This window comes from Sphingomonas sp. AC522, from assembly GCF_979258125.1.
In genome coordinates this window covers 2,534,717-2,560,287 of sequence record NZ_OZ409836.1, presented here as the reverse complement: position 1 = coordinate 2,560,287, position 25,571 = coordinate 2,534,717, and the positions used below count along the sequence as shown (strand labels likewise).

The following is a 25,571-nucleotide window of genomic DNA, read 5'->3' as shown; positions in this document are numbered from 1 at the left end:
CATTTGGTGTCAAATGATACTAAAGCCCTTCGCCACCCACCCAATGCGCATTCGACAGGCGCCGGGCAACGCTCCAGGTCTGATTGCGGATATCGGGCACCGCGACGATTTCCCAGAATGCGCCGCGCGTCATCGGCCCCAGCGCGTAGAGATTGCCGTTGGGCTGGCCCTGCGCGTCGATGGTCTGGCCCTGATTATCGACATCAATTCCGAGATGCGCCGCATCGGGACGGATATGCCCGCGCGCCGCCAGTTTCTGGAGCAAGGGCTCTTCCGTGCGCGCGAGATCGCCCAGCGGCCCGGTGCAATTGACGATGCGCTGGGCGAGGAGGTTTTCGACGGTATCGGAGCCGCGGCGGCGGAGGCTTACTGCGATGCCATAGGGGCGCTCGTCGAAGCCCAAAGTCTTGCCCGCGGTCACTTCAAGCTGCCCGCGCTCGATGACGGACATCAGTCGCGCATGGACTTCGGGCGCCAGACGGTGGCGATGGACATCCCACCACGGACGCAGGTGCCGCAGGAAACGCCCGCGTTCGGCCTCGCTGGCATTGCCCCACATTGCCTGGGTGAAGGGACGGAGCTCATCTACGGCGTTGCGCCAGCCGACCATGTCGCCGCGCTCACGGACGCCGCGCAGGAGCTGCGAAGCCATAGTCGCCGGTCGCTCGCCGATCTTGTCCCAGGCATTGCCCGGCGCATGGCTGCGCGGCAGGAGCCCACGGCGCGAGAGGGCGACGATCTTGCCTTTGAAGCCGCGGGCGTCGAGCAGCAGCACGACGTCGATCATCGTCAGGCCGGTGCCGATGATCAGCACGGTGTCTTGATCGGAAAGACTTTCGGGCACGCTCGCGTCCCACGGATCGCCCTTGTAGCGCGTGGCCGAAAGCTTCTCGGGATCGAGCCCAGGCGGATCGTGCGGTGGCAGATTGCCGACCGCGAGCACGGCAGCATCGGCCTCGATCTCGCGGTCTGCCAGCCTGACCTTCACGTCATTGGCGAAATCCAGATCCTCGACTTCGCCGCGCACCAAAGTGAGCCGGCCGCTGGGATCGCGGAGCGCGGCTTCCAGAAGCTCGCGCAGATATTCGCCATAAGTGACGCGCGGGATGAACGCCCCAGGCGCATCGGCAACGCCACGCGCTTCCAGCCAGCGCACGAAGTGCGAGGGATCGTCCGGAAAGGCGCTCATGTTCGCGGCGCGAACGTTCAGGACGTGGCTGGGGTGCGCGGCACCATAAGCGAGGCCGGTGCCCGCGACGGGAGCGCGCTCGATCAGCGTGGCGCGCGGGCCTTCATGGCGGAGCAGGTTGATCGCCTGCAAAGTCCCCGAAAACCCCGCCCCGATGATGGCGACATGCTCGATCAAATCTCGTATTCGATCTGCCACTCGGGCTGCTGGAACGCCGGGCGCTCTGCTGAGAAATTGGGCTGGCGCGCTTTCATCTGGCCGTAGAGCCGTTTGACGGCGTCGCTCGCGGTCCGCGCGAACAGCGACGGGAAAATCGCATGGACGACGCAAGCCGCACCGCCCACGATCATCGTGAAGCCGAATCGGGAAGCAGTGGCGGCATGCTCGCCATAACTCTCGCCGACGCTGCGGGGATGGGAGAGGAAGAAGCGGTCGATCATGCCCGGCTTTTAGGCTTCGCGCCGCCGAATGCAAAGCGCAGGGGCTTTGCACGACGCTTGCCATGTGCTTCGTTAGCGCTAACAATCAGAATAGGGGACGAGAGGAATGGCCGGAGAGGCAGAGCTGCCGCAGCACCATCGTGCAACGCAGAGCGAGAAACTGGTGATCGCCGCGTCATCGCTGGGCACGGTCTTCGAATGGTATGATTTCTACCTCTATGGGCTGCTCGTCGCCTATATCACCTCGCACTTTCTCTCCGGCGTCAACGAGACCACCGGCTTCATCTTCGCGCTAGCCGTCTTTGCCGCGGGCTTCGCTGTGCGGCCGTTCGGGGCGCTGGTGTTCGGGCGGATCGGCGACCTGGTCGGGCGCAAGAATACTTTCCTCGTCACTATGGCGATCATGGGCCTCTCGACCTTCTGCGTCGGGCTGTTGCCCAGCTACAGCCAGATCGGCATCGCCGCGCCCGTAATCCTGATCGGGCTGCGGCTGCTACAAGGGCTGGCACTGGGCGGTGAATATGGCGGCGCCGCCACCTATGTCGCCGAGCATGCGCCGGAGGGGAAGCGCGGGCTCTATACCAGTTGGATCCAGACCACCGCGACGCTGGGGCTGTTCGCCGCGCTGCTGGTGGTGATCGCAACGCGCACGTTGATGGGCGAGGCGATGTTCGCGGATTGGGGCTGGCGCGTGCCGTTCCTCGTCTCGATCGTGCTGCTCGGCGTGTCGCTGTGGATCCGCATGCAGCTCAACGAAAGCCCGGTGTTCCTCAAGATGAAGGAGGAAGGCACCACATCCAAGGCGCCGCTGACGGAGGCGTTCCTGCGCTGGGGCAATCTCAAGATGGTGCTGATCGTGCTGTTCGGTGCGGTCGTCGGTCAGGCAGTGATCTGGTACACCGGGCAATTCTATGCGCTTTTCTTCCTCGAAAAGACGCTCAAGGTCGATGGCGCCACCACCAATATCCTCATCGCGATTGCGCTGGCGCTGGGCACGCCATTCTTCGTCTTCTTCGGCTGGCTGAGCGACAAGATCGGGCGCAAGCCGATCATCCTCACCGGCTGCGCGCTGGCGGCCTTGAGCTATTTCTCGCTGTTCGGGATGCTTACGGAAGCTGCCAATCCCAGGCTCGCGCACGCGCTGCGAGATGCTCCGATCCAGGTGACGGCAGACCCCGCAGAATGCTCGTTCCAGTTCGATCCGGTGGGCAAGAACAAGTTCGACTCGACTAGCTGCGATATCGCCAAGGCCTTCCTCGCCAAGCAGGGCGTGGGCTACAAAAGCGTCGAGGCATCGGCGGGCGGCACTGCGACGATCCAGATCGGAAACATACTCCTGCCCGCGCCCAATCCGCGCCAGGGAACCAGCAGTGCAAAGGCGATTACCGACTATCAGGCGGCGGTGAAGGCCGCGCTGGCTTCGGCAGGCTATCCCGCCAAGGCGGATCCGGCGGAGATCAACAAGCCGATGGTAGTCGGTATCCTGTTCGTTCTCGTGCTGCTGGTGACCATGGTCTATGGCCCGATCGCGGCGCTGCTGGTCGAGTATTTCCCGAGCCGCATTCGCTACACTTCGATGTCGCTGCCCTATCATATCGGCAATGGCTGGTTCGGCGGCTTCCTGCCCGCGACGGCCTTTGCGATGGTCGCGGCGACGGGGGATATCTATTACGGGCTATGGTATCCGGCGATCGCCGCGGCAGTGACGCTGGTGCTCGGGCTGTTTCTGCTTCCCGAGACGTTCAGGCGGCGGATCGAGGACTGAGCGCCCATGCCGAGCAACACCGAATTCCCGAAGGCGACTTATCGCTACGATCCCTATCGGAACTTCAAGTTCCGGCTCAAATGGGACGGCAGATATGTCGCCGGGATTTCCAAGGTCAGCGCGCTGACCCGCATGACACAGGCGATCACGCACCGCGCGGGCGGCGACCCGAGCACGCCGCGGCGTATGCCCGGCCAGAGCGAGTTCGCGGCGATCACGCTTGAGCGGGGCGTGACGCACGACGCGGCGTTCGAGCAATGGGCGAACAAGGTGTGGGACTATCACAACAGCACTATCGACGATCAACCGAGCGGCACGGGAAACCAGGTCGTTTCGCTTCAGGATTTCCGCAAGGATTTGATCCTCGAAGTCTATAACGAGGCCGGTCAGAAGGTGATTGCGTATAATATCTACCGCTGCTGGCCGTCGGAATTCATTGCGATGCCCGAGATAGATGCGAACGGCACTGCCGTCGCGATCCAACTGCTCAAGCTCGAGAATGAAGGCTGGGAGCGTGACACCAGCGTAACCGAGCCCACCGAGCCGAGCTTCACCTTGCCGGCGAGCTGATCGGCATGGGTGTCGAAGCGGTTCGTGCCTGGCTCGCCGAGCACGCGCCCGGGCTCCAGCTGATCGAGGGCACCGCGAGCACTGCGACGGTGGCCGACGCCGCGGCCGCGCTCGGCGTGGAGTCAGCGCGGATCGCCAAGACATTGGCGCTACGCGTCGGCGATACCGTGCTGCTCGTCGTGGCGCGAGGCGATGCCCGGCTCGACAACCAGAAATGCAAGGCGGAATTCGGCGGACGCCCCAGGATGCTCGACGCCGCCGAGGCGGAAATGCTGACCGGGCATCCCGTCGGCGGCGTGTGCCCGTTCGGGCTCGCAACTCCGCCGCAAGTCTATTGCGACATTTCGATCCGTGACTTCGCCACGGTCTTTCCCGCGGCGGGCTCACGCACCGCATCGGTCGAAGTAGCGCCCCAGCGGTTGGCGGAGCTGGTCTCGCGTCGATGGGTGGATGTCTGCCGCTTGCCCGAGTGAAGCGCGCCGTTCGTAGCGCCTGACGCGCCGCTCATTGCTTAGCCGCCGACCCGAAGCGGGCGGCAGCTAGGCATGGCACGATGCAATATTCGAAGCTCTCCTTGCTCGCGCTCGCCGCAATTCTCGCCACTGCCTGTGACAGCGGAGGGGAAGGGGGCGGAACCGTCCAGACACCCCCCGCGGCGCCAACGCCAACACCGGCACCCAGCCCCTCTTCCACCCCCACACCCGCGCCGACCGCCTTCGACACCGCCGAATATCGCGCAACCGCAGGCGCCGTCTCGATGAACGCGCTCGCAGCCTATGCCCGCGGCTCGACAGCGGCGGGGATCAAGGTCGCGGTGATCGACACCGGGATCGATCTCGAAAGTCCCGATTTCGCCGGCAGGATCGATCCGGCCTCGGCCGATCTGGCGGGGGCAGGGACGCTTGACGACGCCAGTGGCCACGGCACCGGGGTGGCCGCAATCCTCGCCGCGCGGCGCGATGGCGTCGGCACGCACGGCGTGGCGTTCGACGCGACGATCATTGCCTTTCGCGCCGAGCCCGCGTGCACCGGCTCGTGCTTCCTGTCGCTGGCCGCAGTCGCCGAGGGTATCGATCGCGCCCGGATCGCAGGCGCGCGTGTGATCAATCTTTCGCTGATCGCCGACACCGCGCCCAGCGCTGCGATGCGCGCCGCAGTCGATCGTGCCACTGCCGCCGGAGTCATCGTCGCGATCTGTGCGGGCAATGAAGGGCAGGCGCAGCCCCAGGCCTGGGGCGGGGGACTGGCAGGCGATCCCGCCATCGCGCGCGGGCTGGTGATCCTAGTCGGCACCGTCGATAGCGCGGGCGCGCTGCTCGCCTCCAGCAATCGCGCAGGCACCGGCGCCGATCATTTCCTGAGCGCGAATGGTGGAGCCTGTTCGGGTGCTACTCCAATGGTCTCAGGCGCGATTGCCTTGCTCGCCCAGGCCAATCCGGCAATGTCGAGCGCGCAGCTGGTCGCGGCGCTCTATGCCTCCGCCCGCGATGCCGGGGCGCCCGGACAGGACGCAATATACGGCCGGGGGATCGTCGATCTTACCGCTGCCTTCCGGTAACGCTTGACCAGCCGCCCAGCTTTCCCTAACCGGCCCTTCCACCCGGACGGCCCCTTCGTCTAGCGGTTAGGACGCGGCCCTTTCACGGCTGAAGCACGGGTTCGATTCCCGTAGGGGTCACCAACATTGCCAGCATGGCGGTCCGGCGCGGAAATTGCTCTTATTCTTCAGCCCCGGGCGGTGCCGGCGAAGCTTCGTCCAGTGCGGCGGCGATTGCGTTTCGGTGCAGGCGATGCTCGATCTGCGCCTGATTGAAGAGCTTGAGGAGTTTCTCGGCTTCGTCGGTGTGATGGCCCTTCATGCGAAGCGAAGTCAGCAGGACTTCCTGGCGCACGATATGCTGCTCGCCTTCGGCCAGATGCCGGTCTGCCATGATTAGGTCTGCTGACGTATATTGAGTCACGACGCGAGTGTAGCAGGAAAGCGCCTCAACGGACAGTTTTGCACGCGTAACGACCAAGTTACTGCGCGGATTGACAATTGTGACCGCTCGACGGCGATGCCGGTCAAGCCGGCGCCATCACCGGCTGAAAATCGACCACCGCCCGCAACTGCTCGGGATTGGTCAGGCGCAGCGCACTGCCGCGCAGCTCGATGACATTCTCGCGGCGCATGAGCTGCAACGTGCGATTGAGATGGACGCTGGTAAGACCCAGGCAATCGGCCATCATTTCCTGGGTGATCGGCAGCGGCAGACTGTCGCCATGCGCCAGCCCCGCCAATTGCAGCCGCTCGCGAAGCTCGAGAAGCAGGTCGGCCATGCGCTCATAGGCATCGAGCCGGCCCAGGCGGGCAATCTGGCGGAACAGACAACGCTGCTCGATCTCGGCGGAGAGCGCATAGGCCTGGGCAAGGCCGCTGTCCGCGCTCTGCGCAAGCGGCGCGGCGGTCACCGCCACGTCGGTCAGGGCAATCACGGTCGTCGCGGCCCAGGAATAGGGCCGCTGCGACAAGTCGATCAAATCTCCCGGCAGCAGCAAATGGAGGATCTGCCGCCGCCCATCGGGAAAATCACGCACGCGCGCGGCCCAGCCTGCCAGCAGCAGCCTGGCTTGCGGCGCCCGGCTGGTAGGGCTGGCGATTTCCTTGCGCGCCCGGTGCATCGACGCCGCCGCTGCGGCCGATTGCAGCGCGGCGATCTCCTCAGGCGCCAGGCTCGCCAATGCACTCAATCGGCGAAGGGACGCGGACGCGCTGTTTTTCAAAGGAGAAAGCGTGGCCATTACAAGGGAACACTCGGGGAGGGGCAAATATCCCTAGCTCGCATGCTTGGCTCCATTGGTTCGTGCCAGCGGCAAATGGATCAGGCACAAAAGGCCGCCCGGCCTGAGCTCGAAAAGCGTTTCGGCACCGGTCTGATAGGGCAGGGCCTCTTCGATATATTGACGCGAGAAGCCGCGCCGGACCGGTGCCGGGGCGACAATCGGCACGCCCTGTTCGGTCCAGACCAGTTCGAGCATGTCCTCGGACACCGTCCAAGTGACGTTCAGGGTTGCGCCTTCGACGGCCAAAGCGCCGAATTTCAATGAATTCGTGACCAGCTCATGGATGGCGAGCGCCAGCGGTTGCGCATGATCGGCGCAAAGCCGCCATTCCGGCCCCTCGATCGTGATGCCGGGCTGATCGCCGAACTGGAAGTCCTGCAATTCGTTGCGGATCAGGTCTTCGAAATCCTGGTTCTCTTCGATCCGGCTGGTGCCCTGATGCCGCGCGAGGACATCGAGCCGCCCGCGGAAGTGGCTGTCGACTTCCTCAAGCAAATCACCGGTCTCGACCGTGCGTGCGAATACCGATCGGACCAGAGCCATGGTGTTGCGCATCCGGTGCTGGAGCTCCTGGCGGAGCAAGAGGTCGCGGTCGCGATCCGCCTCGCTGCGTGCGTCGCGCTTTTCCAGCTCCCGCCGCACAGCCGCCAGTTCGGTGCGTAGCCGCTCGAGCTCGGTCTCGGCGGCTTCGCCCTTACCCGCTGAGCCGGTGCTATCGGGGCCCGGGGCCTGCTCGGTCATTAGCTGTTTTCCTGCCTGAAGCAGTTCGAACGCGCAGGGGCGGCTGGTGTGCCGCGGGAAAGCGGAATAACTTGGGCGGCCGGTATCAACTGCCGTCAGCCGTGCGTCGCCAGTCCGATCGCCTTCATTACCTTGCCTATATGCACAGGCTTTTCGCATCGCGTGACGTGCTGGAAGCGATCGGGAATCGCCGAGGCGTCATAGCCGGTAGTGAACACGAACGGCGTGTCTCGCGTGACCAGCTCGTCGGCGAGCGGGAAAACCGGCTCTCCGCGCAAATTGACGTCGAGTATCGCGCCGTCCAGCCGCTTGGCGTCCTTCACCAAGGCGATGCCCTGTTCGATGGTTGCCGCAGGCCCGACAATGGTGGCGCCCTGCTGAGTGAGCGCCGCGCAAAGATCGTCCGCGAGCAGATACTCATCCTCAACCACCAGGATGGTGCAGTCGCGCAGGCTGGGTTCAGTCATGGTACCGTCCTCGATATCGGGATGATAATCGTACAGCGTACCCCATCGGTTCCCACCGTGTAGCTGGTCTCGGCATCAAGCTGATAAGGAAGGGCTTTCTCGATAAGCTCGCGGCCCTGGCCAGTCCCCTCGGGCGCGGCGCCCTTGGCCGGCATCGGCACGCCATGCTCCTGCCAGACGATCTCCAGGCGATCGGGCCCATCCCCACCGTCCACCAGGCTCCAGGTCACCTCGAGTCGGCCCTCGGGCTCCTTGAAGGCACCGTATTTGGTGGCGTTGGTGGCTAGTTCGTGCAGCGCCATGGCCAGCATCTGGACCATGCTGGAGCGCAGCCGCACATCCTCGGGCCCGCTCAGCGCGATCCGCGCCGAGCCTTCCTCCGCGGCGCCATGGGCAAACAATTCGGTCCGCAGCAGTTCGCCAAAGGTTACCCGGTCATGCTCCTCCAGCCGCGACAGCAGCCCCTGGACTCTGCCGAGGGCATCGAGGCGGTCGCGAAACTTGCCGATGAACTGCTCGAAGCTCTCCGAGTGCCGCATTGTCTTGTCGGCCATGGCACGGACCACGCCCATCAAATTGCGTGTGCGATGCTGAAGTTCGGCGACGAGCACTTGCTGGCGCTCCTGCGCCTCGCGCATCTCGGTCGTCTCGATCATCGCGCCGATCATACGGACCGCGGTGCCCTGATCGTCATAATAGAAGGCGCCTCGGGCCGAGAGCCAATGCACCGAGCCATCGGGATGCATCGCGCGGAACTCGTGAACATATTCCTGATGCGCATCGCGCGCATGATTCAACGCCGCCTCGGTCCGTTCCGCATCATCGGGGTGGATGCGCACGCTCCAGGCCTCGTAGCTGGGGCCGACCCCCGAAGCCGTGTAGCCCAGCATTCTGTAATGCTCGTCGGACCAGATGACCTTGCCGGTCCGCAAGTCCCAATCCCACAGCCCGACGCGTGCCACTTCAGTCGCGCTGCGAAGGCGTTCCTCATTCTCGCGTTGCGCCGCCTGTGCCTCGTGCGTTGCAGTGATGTCGCTCGCGGTGCCAAGCCATTCGAGCACATCGCCATTGCGATCCATGATCGGCACGGCGCGCGAATGCGTCCAGCCCGGCGTCCCATCTGCGCGAATCACCCGGTGCTGGAGCTCGAAGACGCTCTTCCGCCCGATTGCTTCCTCGATGATCGCGCGCACCGAGGCCTGATCTTCGGGGTCGATATAGATGTCCATCCAGTCGCCCGAAGGCTCGGTCATGTCGGGCAGGAATTCTCGCCCGTCCAGCTCCCACATCTCGGTCCAGTCCGGGTTCATCCGATAGACTGCATCGGAGCTTGCCGTGACGAAGGCGCGGTAGCGGTCCTCGCTTGCCTCCATTGCGCTTTCGGCGCGGTGAATCGCAGTCAGATCGGTAAAGGTGACCACGGCGCCGCTGATATAATTGTCGGTGCTGCGATAGGGGAGCACGCGCGCGGCGAACTGCCGGTCGCCTGCGCGATCCATCACTTCGCGCTCGATCGGAACCAGCGTTTTCAGCACGCGGCGCGCATCTTCGGGAAGCTCGGGATAGTGGACGCGCGAGACGACGTGACCGAGCGGGCGGCCGACATCGGTTTCGAGCAAGTGGAAGATATCGGTGGCGACCGGCGTGAAATTGCGGACGCGCAGATCATTGTCGAGGAAAACGGTCGCGATCTGCGTCGATTCGAGCAGATTCTTGAGATCGGAATTGGTGCGGCCGAGCTCCAGCACGCGGTGGCTGAGCTCGCCATTGACGGTCTGCAGCTCCTCGTTAACCGACTGCAACTCTTCCTTCGAGGTTTCCATCTCCTCGTTGGCAGACTGGAGCTCCTCGTTGATCGACTGATATTCCTCGTTCGAGGATTTCAGCTCCTCGTTGGTGGATTCCAGTTCCTCGATCGTCGCCTGGAGCCGGTCGCGCGTGACGCGCAACTCGGCTTCGAGACGCTGGACATGTTCGTCGGTCGCCGGCCGGGCGGAGGCCGACGATTCCTCTTCGGAAATCGAGCCGATATCCTGGAACAGGACCACGAACGATCCCACATCCTGTGCGCCGACCGGCTCGACGATCAAGTTCAATTGCTGGGCGCGGTCATTCTCGTGGACGACCAGGCGCGGCATCTCGACGCGGCGATTCTCGGTGCTCGCGCGGTGCAGCGCCGATCGCAGATCGAGGCGCAGATCGCGGTGAACCAAGTTGAACAGATTGAGCGTGGCCGCCCCGGCACTGGGCTCAAGATAGCGACCGGTGCGCCCCGAGAAGTGCAACACGTCGAATTGCGAATCGACCACCACATAAGCGGGCGCATAATGTTCGGCGATCGCGGTGGCATGGCGGCCCATGGCCAGCGTCAGCCGGCCCGCGGTCGGCGTCGGCAGCGTGTGGAGGATCTGCGGATCTGGGGTGCGCACTCGCGACGTGAGCGGGAAATCCGGTATGATCCGCGTCGCCGTTTCGAGCCGGCGGAACACGCGGTTCTTGCGATCGACCGGCGCGAACAGCTTCGAATGCCGCGTCACATTCTCCGACGATCCCAGAAACAGCACGCCGCCATTGCGCAGCGAGAAATGGAAGATCGGAATGACCCGGTTCTGCAGCTCGGCGTTCAGATAGATCAGCAGATTGCGGCACGAGAGGATGTCGATTCGTGAGAAGGGCGCATCCTTGACGATATTGTGCGGCGAGAAGATGCACATCTCTCGCAGCTCCTTGCTCACGCAATAAGTGTCGCCCTCACGGATGAACCAGCGCTCGAGCCGGTCGGGCCGGATATGATCGGCGATCGCATCGGTATAGCGGCCGGCACGCGCCAGGTTGAGGGCCCGGGCATCAAGGTCGGTCGCGAAGATCTGCGCCTCGGGCGGATAATCCATCTTCGCCATATGCTCGCGCAGCAGGATGGCGATCGAATAGGCCTCTTCGCCAGTGGCGCAACCGAGCACCCAGACGCGCAATTGCTCGCCCGGCTCCTTGCCTTCGAACAACCGCGGGATCTCACGCTCGAGCGCCTCGAATTCCAGCGGGTCGCGGAAGAATTGGGTGACGCCGATCAGCAGGTCCTGGAACAGGCTTTGCACTTCGTCACGGTCTTCGCGCAGGCGATCGATATAGGCTTTCACGCTCTCCACCTGCATCACCTGCATGCGGCGCTGGACCCGGCGAATGAAGGTGCCGCGTTTATATCCGTGGAAGTCGTTGCTGGTGACATTGCGCAGGATCGTGGTGATCTGCGTCACCTGTTCCTCGATCTCGTCGGGCACTTCGTCGGCAACCGCAGCCACGGCCGCGAGATTTCCGGCATAAAGCGCGATCTGCGCGGCGATTTCCTTAGCCGGCAGGCGCAGATCGGCTACGCCGAACGGGCCGCCATCGCCATCGCCCTTGGGATCCTGTCCCTCCCCAAGCTCGGCGATCGATAGCCCGCCAAACTTCTTGGTGGCGGTGACGCCGGCAGTGCCATCGGAACCCAGCCCGGAAAGGATCACCGCCACCGCCCGATCGTGGACATGCTCGGCGATCGAAATCAGCATCGAATCGATCGTGCCGCGATGCCCGACCGGCTCGGCAGCCTCGCGAACATGGATGTGACCGTCGACGATGGTGATCATATCCTCGGGACCGCCGACATAGATATGATTGGGCGCGATTCGCTCGCGATCCGCCCCGATTTTGACAGGGAAAGACGAGTGCCGGTTCAGCGCCTCGACTACGCTCGCGACGCTCAGCCCTTCCTTTTGTCGCACGGCGACAAGATATGCCGCCCCGACCTTGGGGCCCAGGCCGGTAAAGATTGTCCGCAGCGATTCGAGCGATGCCGCGCATACGCCGATCCCCACCAAGGCCATCGGCGCGACAGGCTTGCCCTTCTTCTGCACGGGCTCGGCAACTGGGTGTTCATCGTCGGCCAAGATCTGGTCCATAAGCTGTTTCCCCACGCTAGTGCTTTGAACGCGGGAAAAGAAGCTGATTCAGACAGATGTGGATTGAGGCTAGCCGCGGCCCAGCCGCAACGACGCGACGGCGGCGTCGCGCAGCGTCAACGCGTAGCGCCGATATTCCTCTGCACGGGCTTCGTAAAGCTCCGCTACGGCCGTGCGGCCCGTTTGCCGGGCGTCCAGGGCCATGCGCTCGACCAGAGTGACGCGCTCCTCCATCACGCGCATCGCCACGCGGATTGCCTCGTCCACCTCTTCGCCATGGCTGGCGAGAACCTCGGCAGTATAAGCGTGCCCGGTCTGGCACCGGTAGCGAAGGGGCCGGGTGACGTTCACTTCCGAAAGCACGCCGTGGCACTCGGGGCAGGATAGCGCGCTGGGGCTGGCAATGCGCGTGAGCCTTTCGCTGCCGAGCCTGGCTCCGGCGGCGATCTGGACTTCCAGGCTCAGTTCGTCGTTGGGTTCCATCGCCGGGCCCGCATCGGTGCCGGCGATCGCCACCAGCAGGCGGGCAAGCTCCGATGCGGGGACGACGTGATCGGCATCGACGGCCTCCAGCGCTGCCACCGGCATCTGCTCGGCTTCGGCATCCATCGGGTTCTGCACCACTGCCATCCCGCCGCATGCCTTGATCGCATGCAGGCCCGAGGCGCCGTCGTTGAGCATGCCGGTCAGCACCACGCCGACGACGCGCGGCCCATAAGCCAGCGCCGCCGAGCGGAACAGCGGATCGATCGCGGGGCGCACCATATTCTCGCGCGGCCCTTCGCCCAGCGCGATCGCGCCGTTGACCAGCATCAGATGCCGGTCGGGCACCGCGACATAGACCCGTCCGCGCTCGATCGGCTGCCCGTCGATCGCTTGGGCTACGGGGATTGCCGAACGACTCGCCAATATCTCGGAGAGGAAGCCCGGCGCGTTGGAGGGCACATGCGTGCTGACGAAAACGCTGGCGGGCAAGTCGGCTGGCAATTCGCCGATGACCCGCCGCAACACCGCGCCGCTACCGGCGGATCCGCCGATGACGATGATGTCTCGCTTCGCTGCTGTCATGACTAGGGCCTTTCTGCCCGGACAAACAGCGCGCGGGCTCGCATGGTTCCGGAACGACAGCGGTTCTCCGACCGGATTGGCCGAGCGTCAGCCTGGCAGGGGCAGGGCCGGACTAACGGTATCGCGAATCGTTCCTGCGGCTTTGCTTGAGGATGCGATGCGACTCGTCGATCAGCCGGCGCGACTGCCGGATTGCCCAGGAAATGGCCTGCTCGCCGCTTCCCGGGGGGCGCCGCGTTTCGGGCGCATCGCTAATTTGATTCGCCGAATTCCGGATATCTTCGGACATAAAACCTCCCGACCAACGCGGAGGCTTCCAATTGCCCTCAGTCGCCGACATGCTCAAAAAAGAGCCGGCAATAATTTATCATACACTAGGCCCGGCCGGTCACGGCATGAAAACGACGGGCCGGTAATCCCGCAGGTCGGCTGAAGAGTTCGGCCGCGCTCAAAGCCCCAATTCTTTGAGGATAGCCTCGCGCAATTCCTGCGCTCTCGGGTCTGAGAGCTTGCGGGGATGCGGCAGATCCACTGCGAAACTGGTCTGGATCGTCGTCGGCCGCGGCGAAAGCACCAGGATGCGGTCGGCGAGATAGATCGCTTCCTCCACATCATGGGTGATCAGCAGCACGGTGTGGCGCTCCTCGTCCAGGATGCGCCGCAGCTCGATCTGCATCTTCAGGCTCATCAGCGCATCGAGCGCCGAGAAGGGCTCGTCCATGTACAGGATCTCGGGCTTGACCACGAAGGCGCGAGCGAGCTCGGCGCGCTTGAGCATCCCGCCGGACAATTCGTGCGGATATGCCTTCTCGAATCCGCTGAGCCCGACCATTTCGATATAGCGATGGGCAAGCTCCCTGCGCTCGCTTTCGCTGGCGCCGGTCAGGCCGAACATGACATTGTCCTGCACGGTCAGCCAGGGGAACACTGATCCGTGTTGCGAGATCATGATGCCGTTGCGGCTGGGGCCGTTGACGGTCACGCCGTCGATCGAAACCTTGCCGCGATCGGCGCGCTCGAACCCGGCGATGATGTTGAGCAGGGTCGACTTGCCGCATCCAGATGGCCCTACGATCGCGACGAACTCGCCATCGCCAACGTCGAAGCTGACATTGTCGACGACCGACAGCGCGCCGAAGCCCTTGCTCACGCCTTGGACGATGATCTGCTTATCGGACATAGCGCCACTTCACGGTATCGAGCCGCTCGAGCAGGCGAGTGGCGCCGTCGAGCAACAGCCCGATCACGCCGATGATTATCATGCTCGCGATCACCAGATCATAGCGGTTGCCGGCATTGCGCGAATCCATGATCAGATAGCCGAGCCCGGTGTTGAGCGCGATCATCTCCGCCGCGACGACGACCAGCCAGGCAACGCCCAGGCCGATGCGCATGCCGACGATGATTTCCGGCAGCACGGCGGGGAACACCACCCGGCGGAACAGCACCCAGCGCGACACGCCGAAATTCGCCGCCGCGCGCAGATAGCGCCGGTCGATCGTGCGCACGCCAACCGTGGTCTGGACGATCATCGGGAATACGGACGAGATGAAGATAAGGAATATCGGCGAGAAGTCGCCAACCCCGAACCACAGGATGGCAACGGGTATCCAGGCGATCGGCGAGATTGGCCGCAGCATCTGGAAGAGCGGATTGAGCGTGTAATATGCGCCGGAGACCCAGCCCATCCACAGCCCGAGTGGGATCGCGACCAGGAAAGCCAGTCCGAACCCGATTTCGACGCGGAACAGCGATGCCTCGATATGTTGCCACAAGGTCCCGTCCTGGGCGAGCGCCCAGGCTCCGCTGGCAACTTCGCCGGGCGTCGGGAAGATTGCGCCGCCGCTTCCCGCGACCGCGCCCCACCAGATCGCAATCAGGATCCCGATCAACAGGACTGGGGGCACGACTCGCGCCAGCTTGCTATGGATTTCCTGCACCCTGCTCCCCCGCAATCCATCGGTTTTGTGTCAGGGCGCCTGGATTTCACAACCTCCAAAGCGTGGCGGGCGAGGGGGACGGAGGCAGATTTCGGCGCCCGCGTCCGATAGTGTTGCGTCGGCGCAACAAGGTAGCAACATGCCTACAACCTGCGGCGCTGTCAGACCTTGCCCATCAGGCTCCGCCAGCGCCAGCGCAGGCGCTCCCAGCCGATGGCAGGAGCAGGCGCGACGACGATATTGAGCTGGCCATTGGCATGCGCGGTGCACAGGAAGCTGTACGTCGATGCCTGTTCGAATGGCAGCCGGAAGCTCTGGCCCGGCATGATCAGCGCGGGGCCGAAGACGTGCGGCACGGTATCAGCATTGCGCAGCACCAATATGTCGTTGAGGCCAAGCGTCAGGCGAATCGTCTGGGGCAGGATCTGCACATCCTCACCCGCCATGCGGCGTTCGGAAGTGCCGCGCGGGATTTCGTACAGCGCTTCGTGCATGGCAGTCGTGATCGGGGCGAAGGCAGCCCAGGCTAGCACTGCAAGCAGGCTCAGCAGCACTATGCTCGCGGTCGCGCGGAGCGTCACAAAGCGTTTCCACGACCTGGCGCGCATAACCTGCCCGCTATTCCGCCAGCAGCAATTTGAGGTCGTGCACGAAGTCGTCGGCATCATGCCCGAACGGCATCATCGCCCGCAGCTTGCCCGCACGATCGATCAGGAAAATCGAGGAGGTATGCGCCATCACATAGTCGTCGCCCGAACCATGTTTTTCCGCGGTTACTCCATATTCCTCGCGCACCGCCGCCAACGCCTCGGGGGAGCCGGTGGCGCCGACGAAGCTACGATCGAACGCCGCCAGATAATCCCGCATTTGCGCAGCATTGTCGCGTGCCGGATCCACAGTCACGAAGATCACCTGCACCGCGTCTGCCGCCCTGCCGAGCTTGTGCCGGGCCTGGGCGAGCGTCGCCAGCGTAGTCGGGCACACCGTCGCGCAATAAGTGAAGCCGAACGTCAGCAGCACGACCTTGCCGCGGTACCGCGCCTGCGTCACGTCCGATCCGTCCGAGCCGGGCAGCGAGAGCTCGGGCGCCTGGCGGGGCGGATCGAAAGCGCCGGCTTTCATCGCTATGGGCTTGGCCGCGGCCTGAGCGGGGGCAGGGGTCGCATTGCGCGAGAGGCTCATGATGGCCACGCCCACCAGGGCCAGCAGCAGCGCCCCGGCAATCGCCAGGGTCCGCGCATTCCAACCCAGCTTCATAGCGCGATGGACGCAGGCCGTGCCGCCCGGGCGAAGCTCTCGTCGACATATTTGGCGTACGGGACGGGATGCTTCAGCGCGCCGGCGGCAACCGCCTGTTGCATCAGATCCTCGAATTCCTGCGGGATCATCCGCAAGTCGCCATAGGTCACGCGGTCCTGTGGATTATCCATCACGAAGCGCAGGATATTGGGATCCTGATTGAAATATTCGCGCTTGGCGGCGATCTGGACCGCCGTCTCGCGGTTCTTGCGCTGGCCGTCGAGCCACCTGCCGGCGGCAAGTACGTAATTGACCATGTTCTGCACCAGCGGGCGGTTCGAAGCGATCAACTCTTCGCGCACTGTCAGCACGCAGCACATATAGCGTGGCCATTCGTCGCGCGTCATGCTGAGTGGCCGGGCATAGCCCGCTTTCTGCGCCGCCGCGCCGAACGGCTCGCCGGTGCAATAGGCATCGACGCCCTTGACGTAGAGCGCAGCCGGCATGTCCGCCGGGGCCATCTCGACGATCTCGATATCTTTGGGTGTCATGCCCTCCTTCGCGAGCATCTTGCGTAGGAACAGGAAATCGACTGCGAAACGGCTGGGGATCGCGATGCGCTTGCGGGCAAGGTCGCGGAAGCTGCGATAGGAAGAATCGGCGCGGACCATAATCACCGCGCCCGATCGGTGGCCGATCGACACGATTTTCACCGGCACCTTCTTGTCGGCGAGATCCATCACCAGCGGCGCCAGCATATAGGCCGCCTGGACGTCGCCGGACATCAGCGATTCTTTGAGCTCCGGCCAGCCATTGTAGCGGCTGAACCCGAATGCGAGCTGCGCGGCGTCGCTGGTGTTGAAGGGGTTGGCAGCCTGGTTGGCTGCGCACGCGACCGGCAGCGTCAGATTGCAGGTAACCGCCAGACCGCCGACCGTGACCGGTTCGGCCGCGGCGGCGGGGATCAGCAGCCTGCGCGCCGGAAGCGCGACCGCGGCAGCCGCACCGGCAGCGAGCGCGCCGCGCACCAGCAGCCGGCGATCGACATAGCGGCCGAGGCCAGTCTTTGAAGGCGGTTCGCTTCCCATTTCCGCAGCTATAAGGATATTGCTGCCCTCCCGCAAAGCGGGCGGCCTCAATCGGCCCAGGCAGCATCCTCGATGTGCAATTCGGCGGCGGGCTTAGCGCCCCAATCGTCGATGCGAGCACGGCCGGCGAGCCATAGCTTGCGGTGGCGCGGGGCCGAGAGGAGGGCCTGGCCCAATTCGCTCTCTGCCTGGCGAAAGGCGACGGCCTTGAGGCTGCGGCCATCTTCGCCGGCGACGATGACGCGAACATGCCCGCCGGTGCCGACCACATCGGCCTTGATAACGCTGACCGGTCCGGCAACGACGCGTGGCGCCGGCCAGCCCATTCCATAAGGCCCGCCTTCGTCCATCGCGCCGACCAGCTCGGGGCAGATCCCGCCGGGGGCGAGCACGGCATCCAGCAACAGCGCGCGTTCGCCCATCGACTGCGTGACGCGTTCGGACAGCCGGTCCTCGAGGAAATCGGCAAAGGCTTCGAGATTGTCCTCCGAGATCGTGACGCCGCAGGCCATTGCATGGCCGCCGCCTGCGTTGAGAAGCCCCGCGTCCCGCGCGGCCATCACTGCGGCGCCGAGATCGACGCCGGGGATCGAGCGACCAGATCCCTTGCCCAGGCCCTGCTCGTCGAGCGCAATGACGATTGCCGGGCGGCCGAGCTTTTCCTTCAGCCGCCCTGCGACAATGCCGATCACGCCGGCATGCCAGCCGCGCGAGGCGATCACGGCCACGGCGCGATTATCTTTAGTGAGGCACAATTCCTCCGCGGCGCGCTGGACATCGCCTTCAATGGCGCGGCGCTCTTCGTTGAGCAGATTGAGTTCCTCGGCGATCGCGCGGGCTTCGTCGGGGTCCTGCGTCGTGAGAAGTCGCACGCCCAAATCGGATCGGCCGACGCGGCCACCCGCGTTGATCCGCGGCCCGAGCGCGAAGCCAAGATCGGTGCAGGTCGGCGCGCGCGTGAGGCGCGAAGCGGTAATCAATGCGTTGAGCCCGATGTTGCGGCGCTGGGCCATCACCTTGAGGCCTTGCGCCACGAAGGCACGGTTGAGGCCGCGGAGCGAGGCGACGTCGGCGACGGTGCCCAATGCGACGATGTCGAGCAGATCGAGCAGTTTGGGCTCGGCGCGGTTGGCGAAATAGCCGCGGGTGCGGAGCGTGCGGACCAGTGCAGCGCCGAGCAGCCAGGCCATGCCGACTGCCGCGAGATGCCCGTGCGCGGCACCTTCCGTTTCGTCGAGGCGGTTGGGGTTGACCAGTGAATGCGCGACCGGAAGTTCAGCCGAGCATTTGTGGTGGTCGATGACGATCACCTCGGCCTCGGCAGCATGCGCCATTTCCAGCGCCTCGAAGGCCTGAGCGCCGCAATCGACGGTGACGATCAGGCTCGCGCCTTCCTGCTTGAGCCGTACCAGCGCTTCGCCCGAGGGGCCATAGCCCTCCATCAGCCGATCCGGGATGTAAGGCCGCGCTTCCAGGCCGAGATCGCGCAGCAGCAGGACGAGCAGCGCCGCGGAGGTGGCGCCATCGACATCGTAATCGCCGAAGATCGCCACTTGCTCACGGGCCTGGACAGCGTCGGCGAGGCGGGCGGCAGCCTTGTCCATGTCATTGAAGATTGAAGGGTCGGGCATGAAGGCGCGGATGCTGGGGTTGCGATGCTGCTCGAGTTCCTCGCGCGCCACGCCGCGGGTCAGCAGCAACTGAGTCACCAGATCGTCAGGGACCAAGCCTTCGCGCGCATCGGCTGCGAGGCCGCGCCAGCGCCAGGGCTGGCCGAGGATCGATTGGTGGACATTGAGCACTGCGGACATCGGAACAGGCAATGAACGGACAGGGGCGGATTGTCGAGATCGCATCCCCCAAGATCTACCTCAGGGCGCGGGGCTATTGCCAATGATCCTTCCTCCCATCTCGCCGTCATGCTGAACCTGTTTCAGCATCCATCGTGCAACAGGCGACGTCGTGCCGTGGAGAAATGGACCCTGAAACAAGTTCAGGGTGACGGGGAGAGAAGGTTTGGATCTATGCGCTAGCCGCCCCTGAAGGCAGGCAGTTGCACGTCGCGCTTCAGCCTTAGCGCTGGTCGCCGCTGCTGGTGTAGGTCGGGATGTGGCCGCGGATCCAGGTTTTCTCGCGAAACCATTTGGTGATCACATATTTCTGCCCCTCGACCACGCGCATGCCTTCGTGGAGCGTGTCGTAGTTCGGGCTGCCATCGGCCAGCATGTTGTTCCAGATCAGCATCAGGCCCTTTTTGGGCTTGAAGCGGACGCCGGCGCGCGGGAACCAAGTCGCGCCGCCTTCCTCGACCTCGTTGAGATAGACCATCGCGGTCCAGGTGCGCTGCCCGCCATATTCGAGCATCTTCTGCCAATAAGGCGCGTGCTCGTGGAAATAGTCGCAATGGGCGCGGAATTGCTGGCCGGCGGCATAACGCTGGCCCTGCATCGTCTCGGCGTTTTCGGGCGGAATGCCGAGCAGCAAAGCGATGCGATCGTCGATCGGCCACACCGCGTCTGACCAGCGATCCAGATCGGTCGAGCTGCTGGTGCGGAAATCGGGATCGTCATGCGTGGCGAGCAGCGTCGAAGGGCGGGCGGCCGAATCTATCAGCTCGATCAGCAGGTCGCACTCGTGATCGCTGAGGAAATTAGGATAGGTATAGAGCTGCGCCGTCTCGGTCTTGGCGCGGGCGATATGCGGGTCCGCCTCCAGCCGCGCCGCGACTTCACGCCCGATCCGTGCCCGGTGCGCGGACGGCGATCCCTGTACCTTTGCGACGATCTTCACAGGCGCCAAATCGCCTTTGGAAGGGACGGGGTCAAGATGCCAAGAGGCCCGGACGTCTCCATCCGGGCCTCAGGATTTCTGGCGAGAGTGCGGGCTCTCTTACCAGAAGATGTCGTAAACCGTGTCGACCACTTCGCCGGTGTAGATATCGACGAGGAGCGCATCGTTATAATAGCGAACCCAGCGATACGGCCCATCGACCTCCGGCAGGCGATAGTAGAACGGATCATTGATCCAATACTGCTGGCCGAACAGGATCGAGTTCAGCGTGAAGCCGATCCCGAAGCGGCGATATCCATAGCCCCAGCCCGATGGCGCATAATAACGCGGCAGGCGGAAGATGCTGCGGTTGGTATTACGATAGCCGCTCCAATTGTAGCGGTTGTCGTTGCGCCAGCCATTGTTCCAGCGGCCGCCATTGTTGCGATTGCCGTTCCAGCCGCGATTGTTGTTATTATTGTTGCCGTTCCAACCGCGATTGTCGTTGCCGCGGTTGCGATCGTTCCAACCGCGATTGTTGCGATCGCCGCCGCGCCACTGCTGGCTCTGCTGCGACTGGCGGGTCTGCTGACCCTGCTGACCGTTGTTCCACTGGCCCCGGTTGCCGCGATTATCACCGCGGTTGCCGCGCTGCTGCTGCACGGCCTGAGCCGATTGGGCCGGCTGCACAGGCTGAGCTTGGGCAGGCTGCGACTGACGCCAATTGCCGCGGGCCTGGCCGTCACCGCCGCGATTGCCACCACGGTTACGATCGCCGCCACCCCAGCTGCGCTGCTGCTGCGGTTGCGCCTGTGCCTGAGGCTGCGCCTGGGTGCGCTGACCGCCCCAATTGCCGCCACCGCGATTTTCGCGGACGGCGCTGCCGCCGGCATTTTCGTTATTCTGAACGCGTTCGCGATTGCTGCCGCGGCCGCCCCGGTCCTGCGCAAGCGCTGCCGGCGGGACCAGTGCAGTTGCGGCGATGATCGCCGCGAGCAAGGTCTTCCTCATCTTGTGTCTCCGCTCGACCGGCAAGGGCGCCGGGTTGTGAGTGATGCTTAACTACGAGCCGGCGACTGTCCGGTTCCTGAATTCCGGTGTCAGCCGATTGAAAGGAATTAGGGAGCGGGTTCTGCTTGCGCTTCAGGAGGTTGCGCGCCGCCCAGCGCATCGAGCGCCTCGTCGCCGCGCGCGATCCGGGCGGCCTGCTCGATCGCCCCGATCAGGCGGGGATAGACCCCGCAGCGGCAGATATTGGGGATGGCGTCTTTGATGTCGGCCTCGGAAGGATTGTGATTGGCGCGCAACAGTACTGATGCGGCCATCACCATGCCGGGGATGCAATAGCCGCATTGAGGCAGGTTCGCGGCAATGAAGGCCTGCTGGACCGGATGGCTGCGGTCCTTGGACAGCCCCTCGATCGTGGTGACGAAGGTGCCTTCGAGCCCGCCGATCGTCTCTTGGCAGGCGAGTCGCGCGGTGCCGTCGATATCGACGGTGCACGCCCCGCAATCGCCGGTGCCGCAGCCATATTTGGTCCCGGTGAGATTGGAAGCGTCGCGCAGCGCCCAGAGCAAGGGGGTGCGCGGGTCCATCCTGTATTCGACCGGCTGGTTGTTGACGGTGAAGCGAGTCATGCGGGGGCGGTGTAGCGTGGCCTGCGCAGCGAGCCAACCGCGCCGATTACCCCCGTTTCGCGCGAATGTTCCCAAAGGTTGCAGTGACTATGAAGCGCACGAAAGAGTATGTTTGCCCGCAAAATCTTGCCCTGCCTTGGAAAGCGTGTCCTGCGATGAGAAAGAGCGAGGCGGGGCGTGGCATGCCATTTCCTACATCCGGATCATCATCGACGTAGGAAACGAGTCGTTTCAGGAACGAGCGTTGCGTAGTGCATCTGCCGTGCCGACATGTCTTGCATGACACTTCCTACGCTCTTCATTCCGCACGGCGGCGGCCCGTGCTTCTTCATGGACCCCGCGGGTGGCCCGCCCGATCCGATGTGGGTTCGCATGCAGGCCTATCTGGCCGGGCTGATCGCCTCGCTGCCGGAGCGACCGCGGGCCATCCTGCTGGTCTCGGGGCATTGGGAAGAGCGCGACGTGACGGTGCATGTCGGGAGCGGGCAGCCGCTGCTCTATGACTATGGCGGGTTTCCGGAACATACCTATCGCCTACGCTGGGATGCGCCGAGTGCGCCGGACGTCGCGCTGCGGGCCAAGGCACTGTTGGAGGGTGTGGGCTTTCCCGTGGGTGTCGAGCGCGAGCGCGGCTGGGACCACGGCGTGTTCATTCCGATGAAGGTCGCGGTGCCGGGGGCGGATATCCCGCTGGCGCAGATGTCGCTGCGGCGCGATCTAGATGCGGGGGATCATATCGCGATCGGGCGGGCGCTAACGCCGCTACGGGATGAGGGCGTCCTGATCGTCGGCAGCGGCATGAGCTTCCACAATCTGCGGGTGCGCGGGGAGGCGGCGACTGCGGCTTCGGACGAATGGGATGCGGCGTTGGTGGATGCGGTGACCGATCCGGACCCGGCGCGACGGGCGGAGCGGGTGGCTGCCTGGGAGCGCTTGCCGCATGCGAAGTTCGCGCATCCGCGGGAAGAGCATTTGCTGCCGCTGATGGTCGCGCTGGGCGCGGGAGGGGATGACACGGCGGTGTGCGATTACCGCGACCATGTGTTAGGCTGGGCGGTGAGCGGATTTCGGTTTGGGTAACGCGCTGGCAGGCAAGCTTAGCTGCCCGCGAGCGCGCGTTGCATTTCCGGGTCGAGCGTTTGGTCGGGGCTCCAGGCATCGAGAATGTTGTTCCGCTTCAGCGCTGATCCCGAAAACAGCACCACATAGGTTTTGCCAACTTCCCCCGCCGCGACCACGGCTTCGGGAAAGCAGGCACCGACAGGCCGGAATTCGAAACTGATTCTACGGCGTCCGCCACGGATCCAGCGCAGGGATTTGACAAAGGCGCCAGTGTTCCCGCTCCGATAGATGTATTTATAGCGCCGTGAATAGGTGATCTTGACCAGCGCGATCCGCGTGGCGGCATACCAGCTGGTGCGCTGCCGCTTCGCCTGGTCAGCTTTATAAATGGCATCCATGCGGGCGTCATATGCGGCAGCGCTCTCACCGGGCTCGGGTGCCGGCCTGGGGATGGGCTCGCAGGCGAGCGCCGGGGTGCCGGCGAGCAGCAGTGCAGTCAATGCGGCTACCAGTGCGCGAATGCCCGTCACTCCCGCCAACTCGTGTCCTTCTTGTCGACCAGCCGCACCATCGCCGCGAAGTCGGCCGCGCCGGGGCCGCCGGGGACTTGCGCCATGTACAGGTCGCGCTGGTGGACGGCGATGACTTCGGGCGGCACGGTCAGTGGCTCGCCCATCGACAAGGTCGCCAGCTGAATCTCGCAGGCGCGTTGCAGGGCCCAGTGCTTGACGAAGGTTTCGGGAACAGTCTTGCCCATCACCAATATGCCGTGGTTGCGGAGCAGCATCATGGTCTTGTCGCCGAGATTGGCGAGGAGGCGTTCGCCTTCCTCGTCGCGGACGGTCACGCCTTCGAAGTCGTGATAGGAGAGCTGGCCGATGAAGTTGCACGCGTAGAAATTGACCGGCTTGAGCCCGCCCTTGAGGCTGCTGACCGCCATGCCGGCGGTCGTGTGGGTGTGGGCGATGCAGTGGGCGTCGGGCAAATGCCGGTGGAACAATGCATGCTGGACGAAGCCGGCGCGGTTTACCGGATAGGGGCTGTCGTCGAGCTTGTTGCCGTCGATGTCGATCTTGACGAGGTTCGAGGCCTTCACTTCACTGAAATGCAGCCCGAACGGATTGATCAGGAACGCGCCTTCCTCGCCCGGAATCTTCAGGGTGATGTGGTTATAGATCATCTCCGACCAGCCCATGTGATCGAAGACGCGGTAGCAGGCGGCGAGCTGCTGGCGGGCTTCCCATTCGGCTTCGGTCATCTGCGCGGTTGCGATCGCGGTGGCCATGGCGTCTCTCCTGGATTTGCTTTAGTTGCGATATGCCACTGGCTGGCCCTTGCATCAATGTTCCCCTGCGAAGGCAGGGGCCCAGACTTGAACTCTGAGGCTGGCCCCCTGCCTTCGCAGGGGAACAGGCATTCGCACGGAGGCTAGGAGAAAGCGTACGGCACCACCGAGCGCCGATCGGGATCGATCGCGATCACGCTACCGGCCGGGGGGAATGCCCGCTGGTCGCAATCGGTGCGGGGGCAGATGCGGCATGATGCGCCGATCGGCATTGCCAGCCCGCCCAGGCGGAGATCGTCGGCATAGACGAAATCGGCGGCGTGGACTTCCTCACAGCCCAAGGCCACTGCGTAACGGCGGGAGGGACGGGCATAGCTGCCCGACGGCTTTACCAGTCCCTTGGCCATCGAGACGTAACGCGTGCCATCGGGCATCTCCGCCAATTGCACGAGGATGCGATCGGGGATCGCGACGGCTTCGTGGACGACCCAAAGCGGGCAGGCACCGCCGAGCGCGGCGAACTGCAGGCGGGTGGCCGAGTGGCGCTTGGTGATGTTGCCCGCCATGTCCACGCGGCAGAAGAAGAAGGGGAGCCCCTGCGCGCCGGGGCGCTGGAGGGTGGAGAGGCGGTGGCAGGCCTGCTCGAAGCTGACTGCGAAACGCTGGCGGAGGCGATCGATATCGTGGCGGAATTCGTGCGCGGCGGCGCGGAAGGCGCCATAAGGCATGAGCAAAGCGCCGGCGGCATAATTGGCGAGGCCCACGCTCAGCAATTCACGTGAGGCGGGCGCGGCGAGCCCCGAGCGGTCCACAACCAGCCGCATTTCGTTGGCGAATTCATAGCGGACCAGGCGGTGGGCGAGCAGGAAGGCGCGGCTTTCGGGGGGCAGAGCTGTGTTGAGCGAGAGCGTCCGGCTTGGTTCGTCGAAGCGGCTGAGCTGGCTGCCGTCGCCGTCTTCACTGACTGTTCGTATGCCGTGCCAGAGTCGCAGCCTTTCCTCGAGCCCATGCGAGCCGGGTTCGAGCGCGTCGGCCAGTGTCTCGGCCGATCGGTCGATCGCGTCGATATAATTTCCCTCGGCCTGAAACCAGTCGCGGACTTCTTCCCAGGGCAGGGGCGCGGCGCCGGGGGAGCCGCTGTCGAAGCGGTCGTCAAGGACGCGGAGCTGCTCCTGGCTGCGACGCCAGGCGTCATGGAGCGCAACCATGCGGCGGGCAAGGAGCGGCTGCTGCTCCAGCCCGCGGCGGACGTCTGCCTCGCTCAGCCGACCGGCGGGGACGCTGGAATCGGTCGCGGCGTCGAGCGTGCGGAGGAGTGCTGCGGTCTCGTCCTCGCCGCCGAATGCTTCGAGGGGGAACTCGCGGGCGAGCGCCAACAGGACGATATCGGTGATCGGGCGGTCGTTATTCTCGATTTGCGAGAGATAGCTGACCGAGATGCCGAGGCGCTGGGCCATGGCCGCCTGGCTCGCGCCCACACGGCGGCGCAGATCTTTCAGGCGGAAGCCTTCGAACAGGCGGCGGCGTGGTAGGGCCATGCGCCGACTATA

The 25,571-nt window shown here is 64.4% G+C and carries 26 protein-coding genes and 1 tRNA gene; 6 read left to right on the top strand and 21 right to left on the bottom strand.

What is annotated here, in order from left to right:
• Window positions 1-19: 19 nt before the first annotated feature.
• Window positions 20-1,366 carry an FAD/NAD(P)-binding protein gene (locus tag ACZZZM_RS12755; protein WP_463596441.1) on the bottom strand — a complete coding sequence of 449 codons (1,347 nt, stop codon included), beginning with the start codon at window positions 1,364-1,366 and terminating at the stop codon, window positions 20-22.
• The gene (locus ACZZZM_RS12750; RefSeq protein ID WP_463595465.1) at window positions 1,363-1,629 is read right to left on the bottom strand and encodes a DUF6356 family protein; all 267 of its coding nucleotides are present in this window, start codon (window positions 1,627-1,629) and stop codon (window positions 1,363-1,365) included. The genes ACZZZM_RS12755 and ACZZZM_RS12750 overlap by 4 nt, the downstream gene beginning before the upstream one ends.
• Before the next feature lie 106 nt (window positions 1,630-1,735).
• Here ACZZZM_RS12750 and ACZZZM_RS12745 point away from each other — a divergent pair, with 106 nt between their 5' ends.
• The 5 genes from ACZZZM_RS12745 (at window position 1,736) to ACZZZM_RS12725 (ending at window position 5,645) form a co-directional block, all read left to right on the top strand.
• Window positions 1,736-3,394, top strand: a complete 1,659-nt coding sequence (locus ACZZZM_RS12745) for an MFS transporter (protein WP_463595464.1) — start codon at window positions 1,736-1,738, stop codon at window positions 3,392-3,394.
• 6 nt (window positions 3,395-3,400) lie between these two features.
• Window positions 3,401-3,964, top strand: a complete 564-nt coding sequence (locus ACZZZM_RS12740) for a phage tail protein (RefSeq protein ID WP_463595463.1) — start codon at window positions 3,401-3,403, stop codon at window positions 3,962-3,964.
• 5 nt (window positions 3,965-3,969) lie between these two features.
• The gene (locus ACZZZM_RS12735) at window positions 3,970-4,437 is read left to right on the top strand and encodes a YbaK/EbsC family protein (protein WP_463595462.1); all 468 of its coding nucleotides are present in this window, start codon (window positions 3,970-3,972) and stop codon (window positions 4,435-4,437) included.
• An 80-nt stretch (window positions 4,438-4,517) separates the two neighbouring features.
• Entirely contained in the window at window positions 4,518-5,522 is a 1,005-nt protein-coding gene (locus ACZZZM_RS12730; protein ID WP_463595461.1) for a S8 family peptidase, read from the top strand.
• 48 nt (window positions 5,523-5,570) lie between these two features.
• Window positions 5,571-5,645: transfer RNA gene (locus tag ACZZZM_RS12725), tRNA-Glu, on the top strand.
• A gap of 37 nt (window positions 5,646-5,682) precedes the next feature.
• Here the strand turns inward: ACZZZM_RS12725 and ACZZZM_RS12720 are convergent.
• From ACZZZM_RS12720 to ACZZZM_RS12645, 16 genes are all read right to left on the bottom strand, one after another.
• The gene (locus ACZZZM_RS12720) at window positions 5,683-5,895 is read right to left on the bottom strand and encodes a hypothetical protein (protein WP_463595460.1); all 213 of its coding nucleotides are present in this window, start codon (window positions 5,893-5,895) and stop codon (window positions 5,683-5,685) included.
• A 133-nt stretch (window positions 5,896-6,028) separates the two neighbouring features.
• Entirely contained in the window at window positions 6,029-6,694 is a 666-nt protein-coding gene (locus ACZZZM_RS12715; protein ID WP_463595459.1) for a Crp/Fnr family transcriptional regulator, read from the bottom strand.
• 84 nt (window positions 6,695-6,778) lie between these two features.
• A complete protein-coding gene (locus ACZZZM_RS12710; RefSeq protein WP_463595458.1) occupies window positions 6,779-7,528 on the bottom strand; it encodes a sensor histidine kinase in 750 nt (249 codons plus the stop codon).
• A gap of 95 nt (window positions 7,529-7,623) precedes the next feature.
• Complete coding sequence (locus ACZZZM_RS12705; RefSeq protein WP_463595457.1) at window positions 7,624-7,995, bottom strand: response regulator; 372 nt, start codon at window positions 7,993-7,995, stop codon at window positions 7,624-7,626.
• Window positions 7,992-11,933, bottom strand: coding sequence for a CheR family methyltransferase (locus tag ACZZZM_RS12700; protein WP_463595456.1), 3,942 nt, complete (start codon window positions 11,931-11,933; stop codon window positions 7,992-7,994). The genes ACZZZM_RS12705 and ACZZZM_RS12700 overlap by 4 nt, the downstream gene beginning before the upstream one ends.
• A 69-nt stretch (window positions 11,934-12,002) precedes the next feature.
• Window positions 12,003-13,001, bottom strand: a complete 999-nt coding sequence (locus ACZZZM_RS12695) for a chemotaxis protein CheB (protein WP_463595455.1) — start codon at window positions 12,999-13,001, stop codon at window positions 12,003-12,005.
• Between the two features lie 112 nt (window positions 13,002-13,113).
• Entirely contained in the window at window positions 13,114-13,290 is a 177-nt protein-coding gene (locus ACZZZM_RS12690; RefSeq protein WP_463595454.1) for a hypothetical protein, read from the bottom strand.
• Between the two features lie 159 nt (window positions 13,291-13,449).
• Window positions 13,450-14,181 (bottom strand): ABC transporter ATP-binding protein, encoded by a 732-nt coding sequence (locus ACZZZM_RS12685; RefSeq protein ID WP_463595453.1) that lies wholly within the window; start codon window positions 14,179-14,181, stop codon window positions 13,450-13,452.
• Entirely contained in the window at window positions 14,171-14,941 is a 771-nt protein-coding gene (locus tag ACZZZM_RS12680; RefSeq protein ID WP_463595452.1) for an ABC transporter permease, read from the bottom strand. Before ACZZZM_RS12680 ends, ACZZZM_RS12685 begins: the two co-directional genes overlap by 11 nt.
• A gap of 161 nt (window positions 14,942-15,102) precedes the next feature.
• The gene (locus ACZZZM_RS12675; RefSeq protein ID WP_463595451.1) at window positions 15,103-15,522 is read right to left on the bottom strand and encodes a cupredoxin domain-containing protein; all 420 of its coding nucleotides are present in this window, start codon (window positions 15,520-15,522) and stop codon (window positions 15,103-15,105) included.
• Window positions 15,523-15,559: 37 nt separating this feature from the next.
• Entirely contained in the window at window positions 15,560-16,198 is a 639-nt protein-coding gene (locus tag ACZZZM_RS12670; RefSeq protein ID WP_463595450.1) for an SCO family protein, read from the bottom strand.
• Window positions 16,195-17,268: an ABC transporter substrate-binding protein gene (locus tag ACZZZM_RS12665; protein WP_463595449.1), complete on the bottom strand. Its 1,074-nt coding sequence runs from the start codon at window positions 17,266-17,268 to the stop codon at window positions 16,195-16,197. The genes ACZZZM_RS12670 and ACZZZM_RS12665 overlap by 4 nt, the downstream gene beginning before the upstream one ends.
• A gap of 47 nt (window positions 17,269-17,315) precedes the next feature.
• Window positions 17,316-19,079: a single-stranded-DNA-specific exonuclease RecJ gene (recJ, locus tag ACZZZM_RS12660; protein WP_463595448.1), complete on the bottom strand. Its 1,764-nt coding sequence runs from the start codon at window positions 19,077-19,079 to the stop codon at window positions 17,316-17,318.
• A 262-nt stretch (window positions 19,080-19,341) separates the two neighbouring features.
• Complete coding sequence (locus ACZZZM_RS12655; protein WP_463595447.1) at window positions 19,342-20,058, bottom strand: 2OG-Fe(II) oxygenase; 717 nt, start codon at window positions 20,056-20,058, stop codon at window positions 19,342-19,344.
• Window positions 20,059-20,157: 99 nt separating this feature from the next.
• On the bottom strand, window positions 20,158-21,048 hold the full coding sequence (locus ACZZZM_RS12650; protein WP_463595446.1) for an RcnB family protein: 891 nt from the start codon (window positions 21,046-21,048) through the stop codon (window positions 20,158-20,160).
• A 107-nt stretch (window positions 21,049-21,155) separates the two neighbouring features.
• Complete coding sequence (locus ACZZZM_RS12645; RefSeq protein WP_463595445.1) at window positions 21,156-21,674, bottom strand: (2Fe-2S)-binding protein; 519 nt, start codon at window positions 21,672-21,674, stop codon at window positions 21,156-21,158.
• A gap of 279 nt (window positions 21,675-21,953) precedes the next feature.
• On the opposite strand from ACZZZM_RS12645, the gene ACZZZM_RS12640 reads away from it, so the two are divergent.
• The gene (locus ACZZZM_RS12640) at window positions 21,954-22,754 is read left to right on the top strand and encodes a DODA-type extradiol aromatic ring-opening family dioxygenase (protein ID WP_463595444.1); all 801 of its coding nucleotides are present in this window, start codon (window positions 21,954-21,956) and stop codon (window positions 22,752-22,754) included.
• A 17-nt stretch (window positions 22,755-22,771) separates the two neighbouring features.
• Here the strand turns inward: ACZZZM_RS12640 and ACZZZM_RS12635 are convergent, their stop codons facing one another.
• The 3 genes from ACZZZM_RS12635 to ACZZZM_RS12625 all read right to left on the bottom strand — a co-directional run bounded on the left by ACZZZM_RS12635 (window position 22,772) and on the right by ACZZZM_RS12625 (window position 25,559).
• The gene (locus ACZZZM_RS12635; protein WP_463595443.1) at window positions 22,772-23,275 is read right to left on the bottom strand and encodes a hypothetical protein; all 504 of its coding nucleotides are present in this window, start codon (window positions 23,273-23,275) and stop codon (window positions 22,772-22,774) included.
• Window positions 23,263-24,021, bottom strand: coding sequence for a class II aldolase/adducin family protein (locus ACZZZM_RS12630; protein ID WP_463595442.1), 759 nt, complete (start codon window positions 24,019-24,021; stop codon window positions 23,263-23,265). Before ACZZZM_RS12630 ends, ACZZZM_RS12635 begins: the two co-directional genes overlap by 13 nt.
• A gap of 143 nt (window positions 24,022-24,164) precedes the next feature.
• Window positions 24,165-25,559 (bottom strand): helix-turn-helix domain-containing protein, encoded by a 1,395-nt coding sequence (locus ACZZZM_RS12625; RefSeq protein WP_463595441.1) that lies wholly within the window; start codon window positions 25,557-25,559, stop codon window positions 24,165-24,167.
• Window positions 25,560-25,571: the final 12 nt, after the last annotated feature.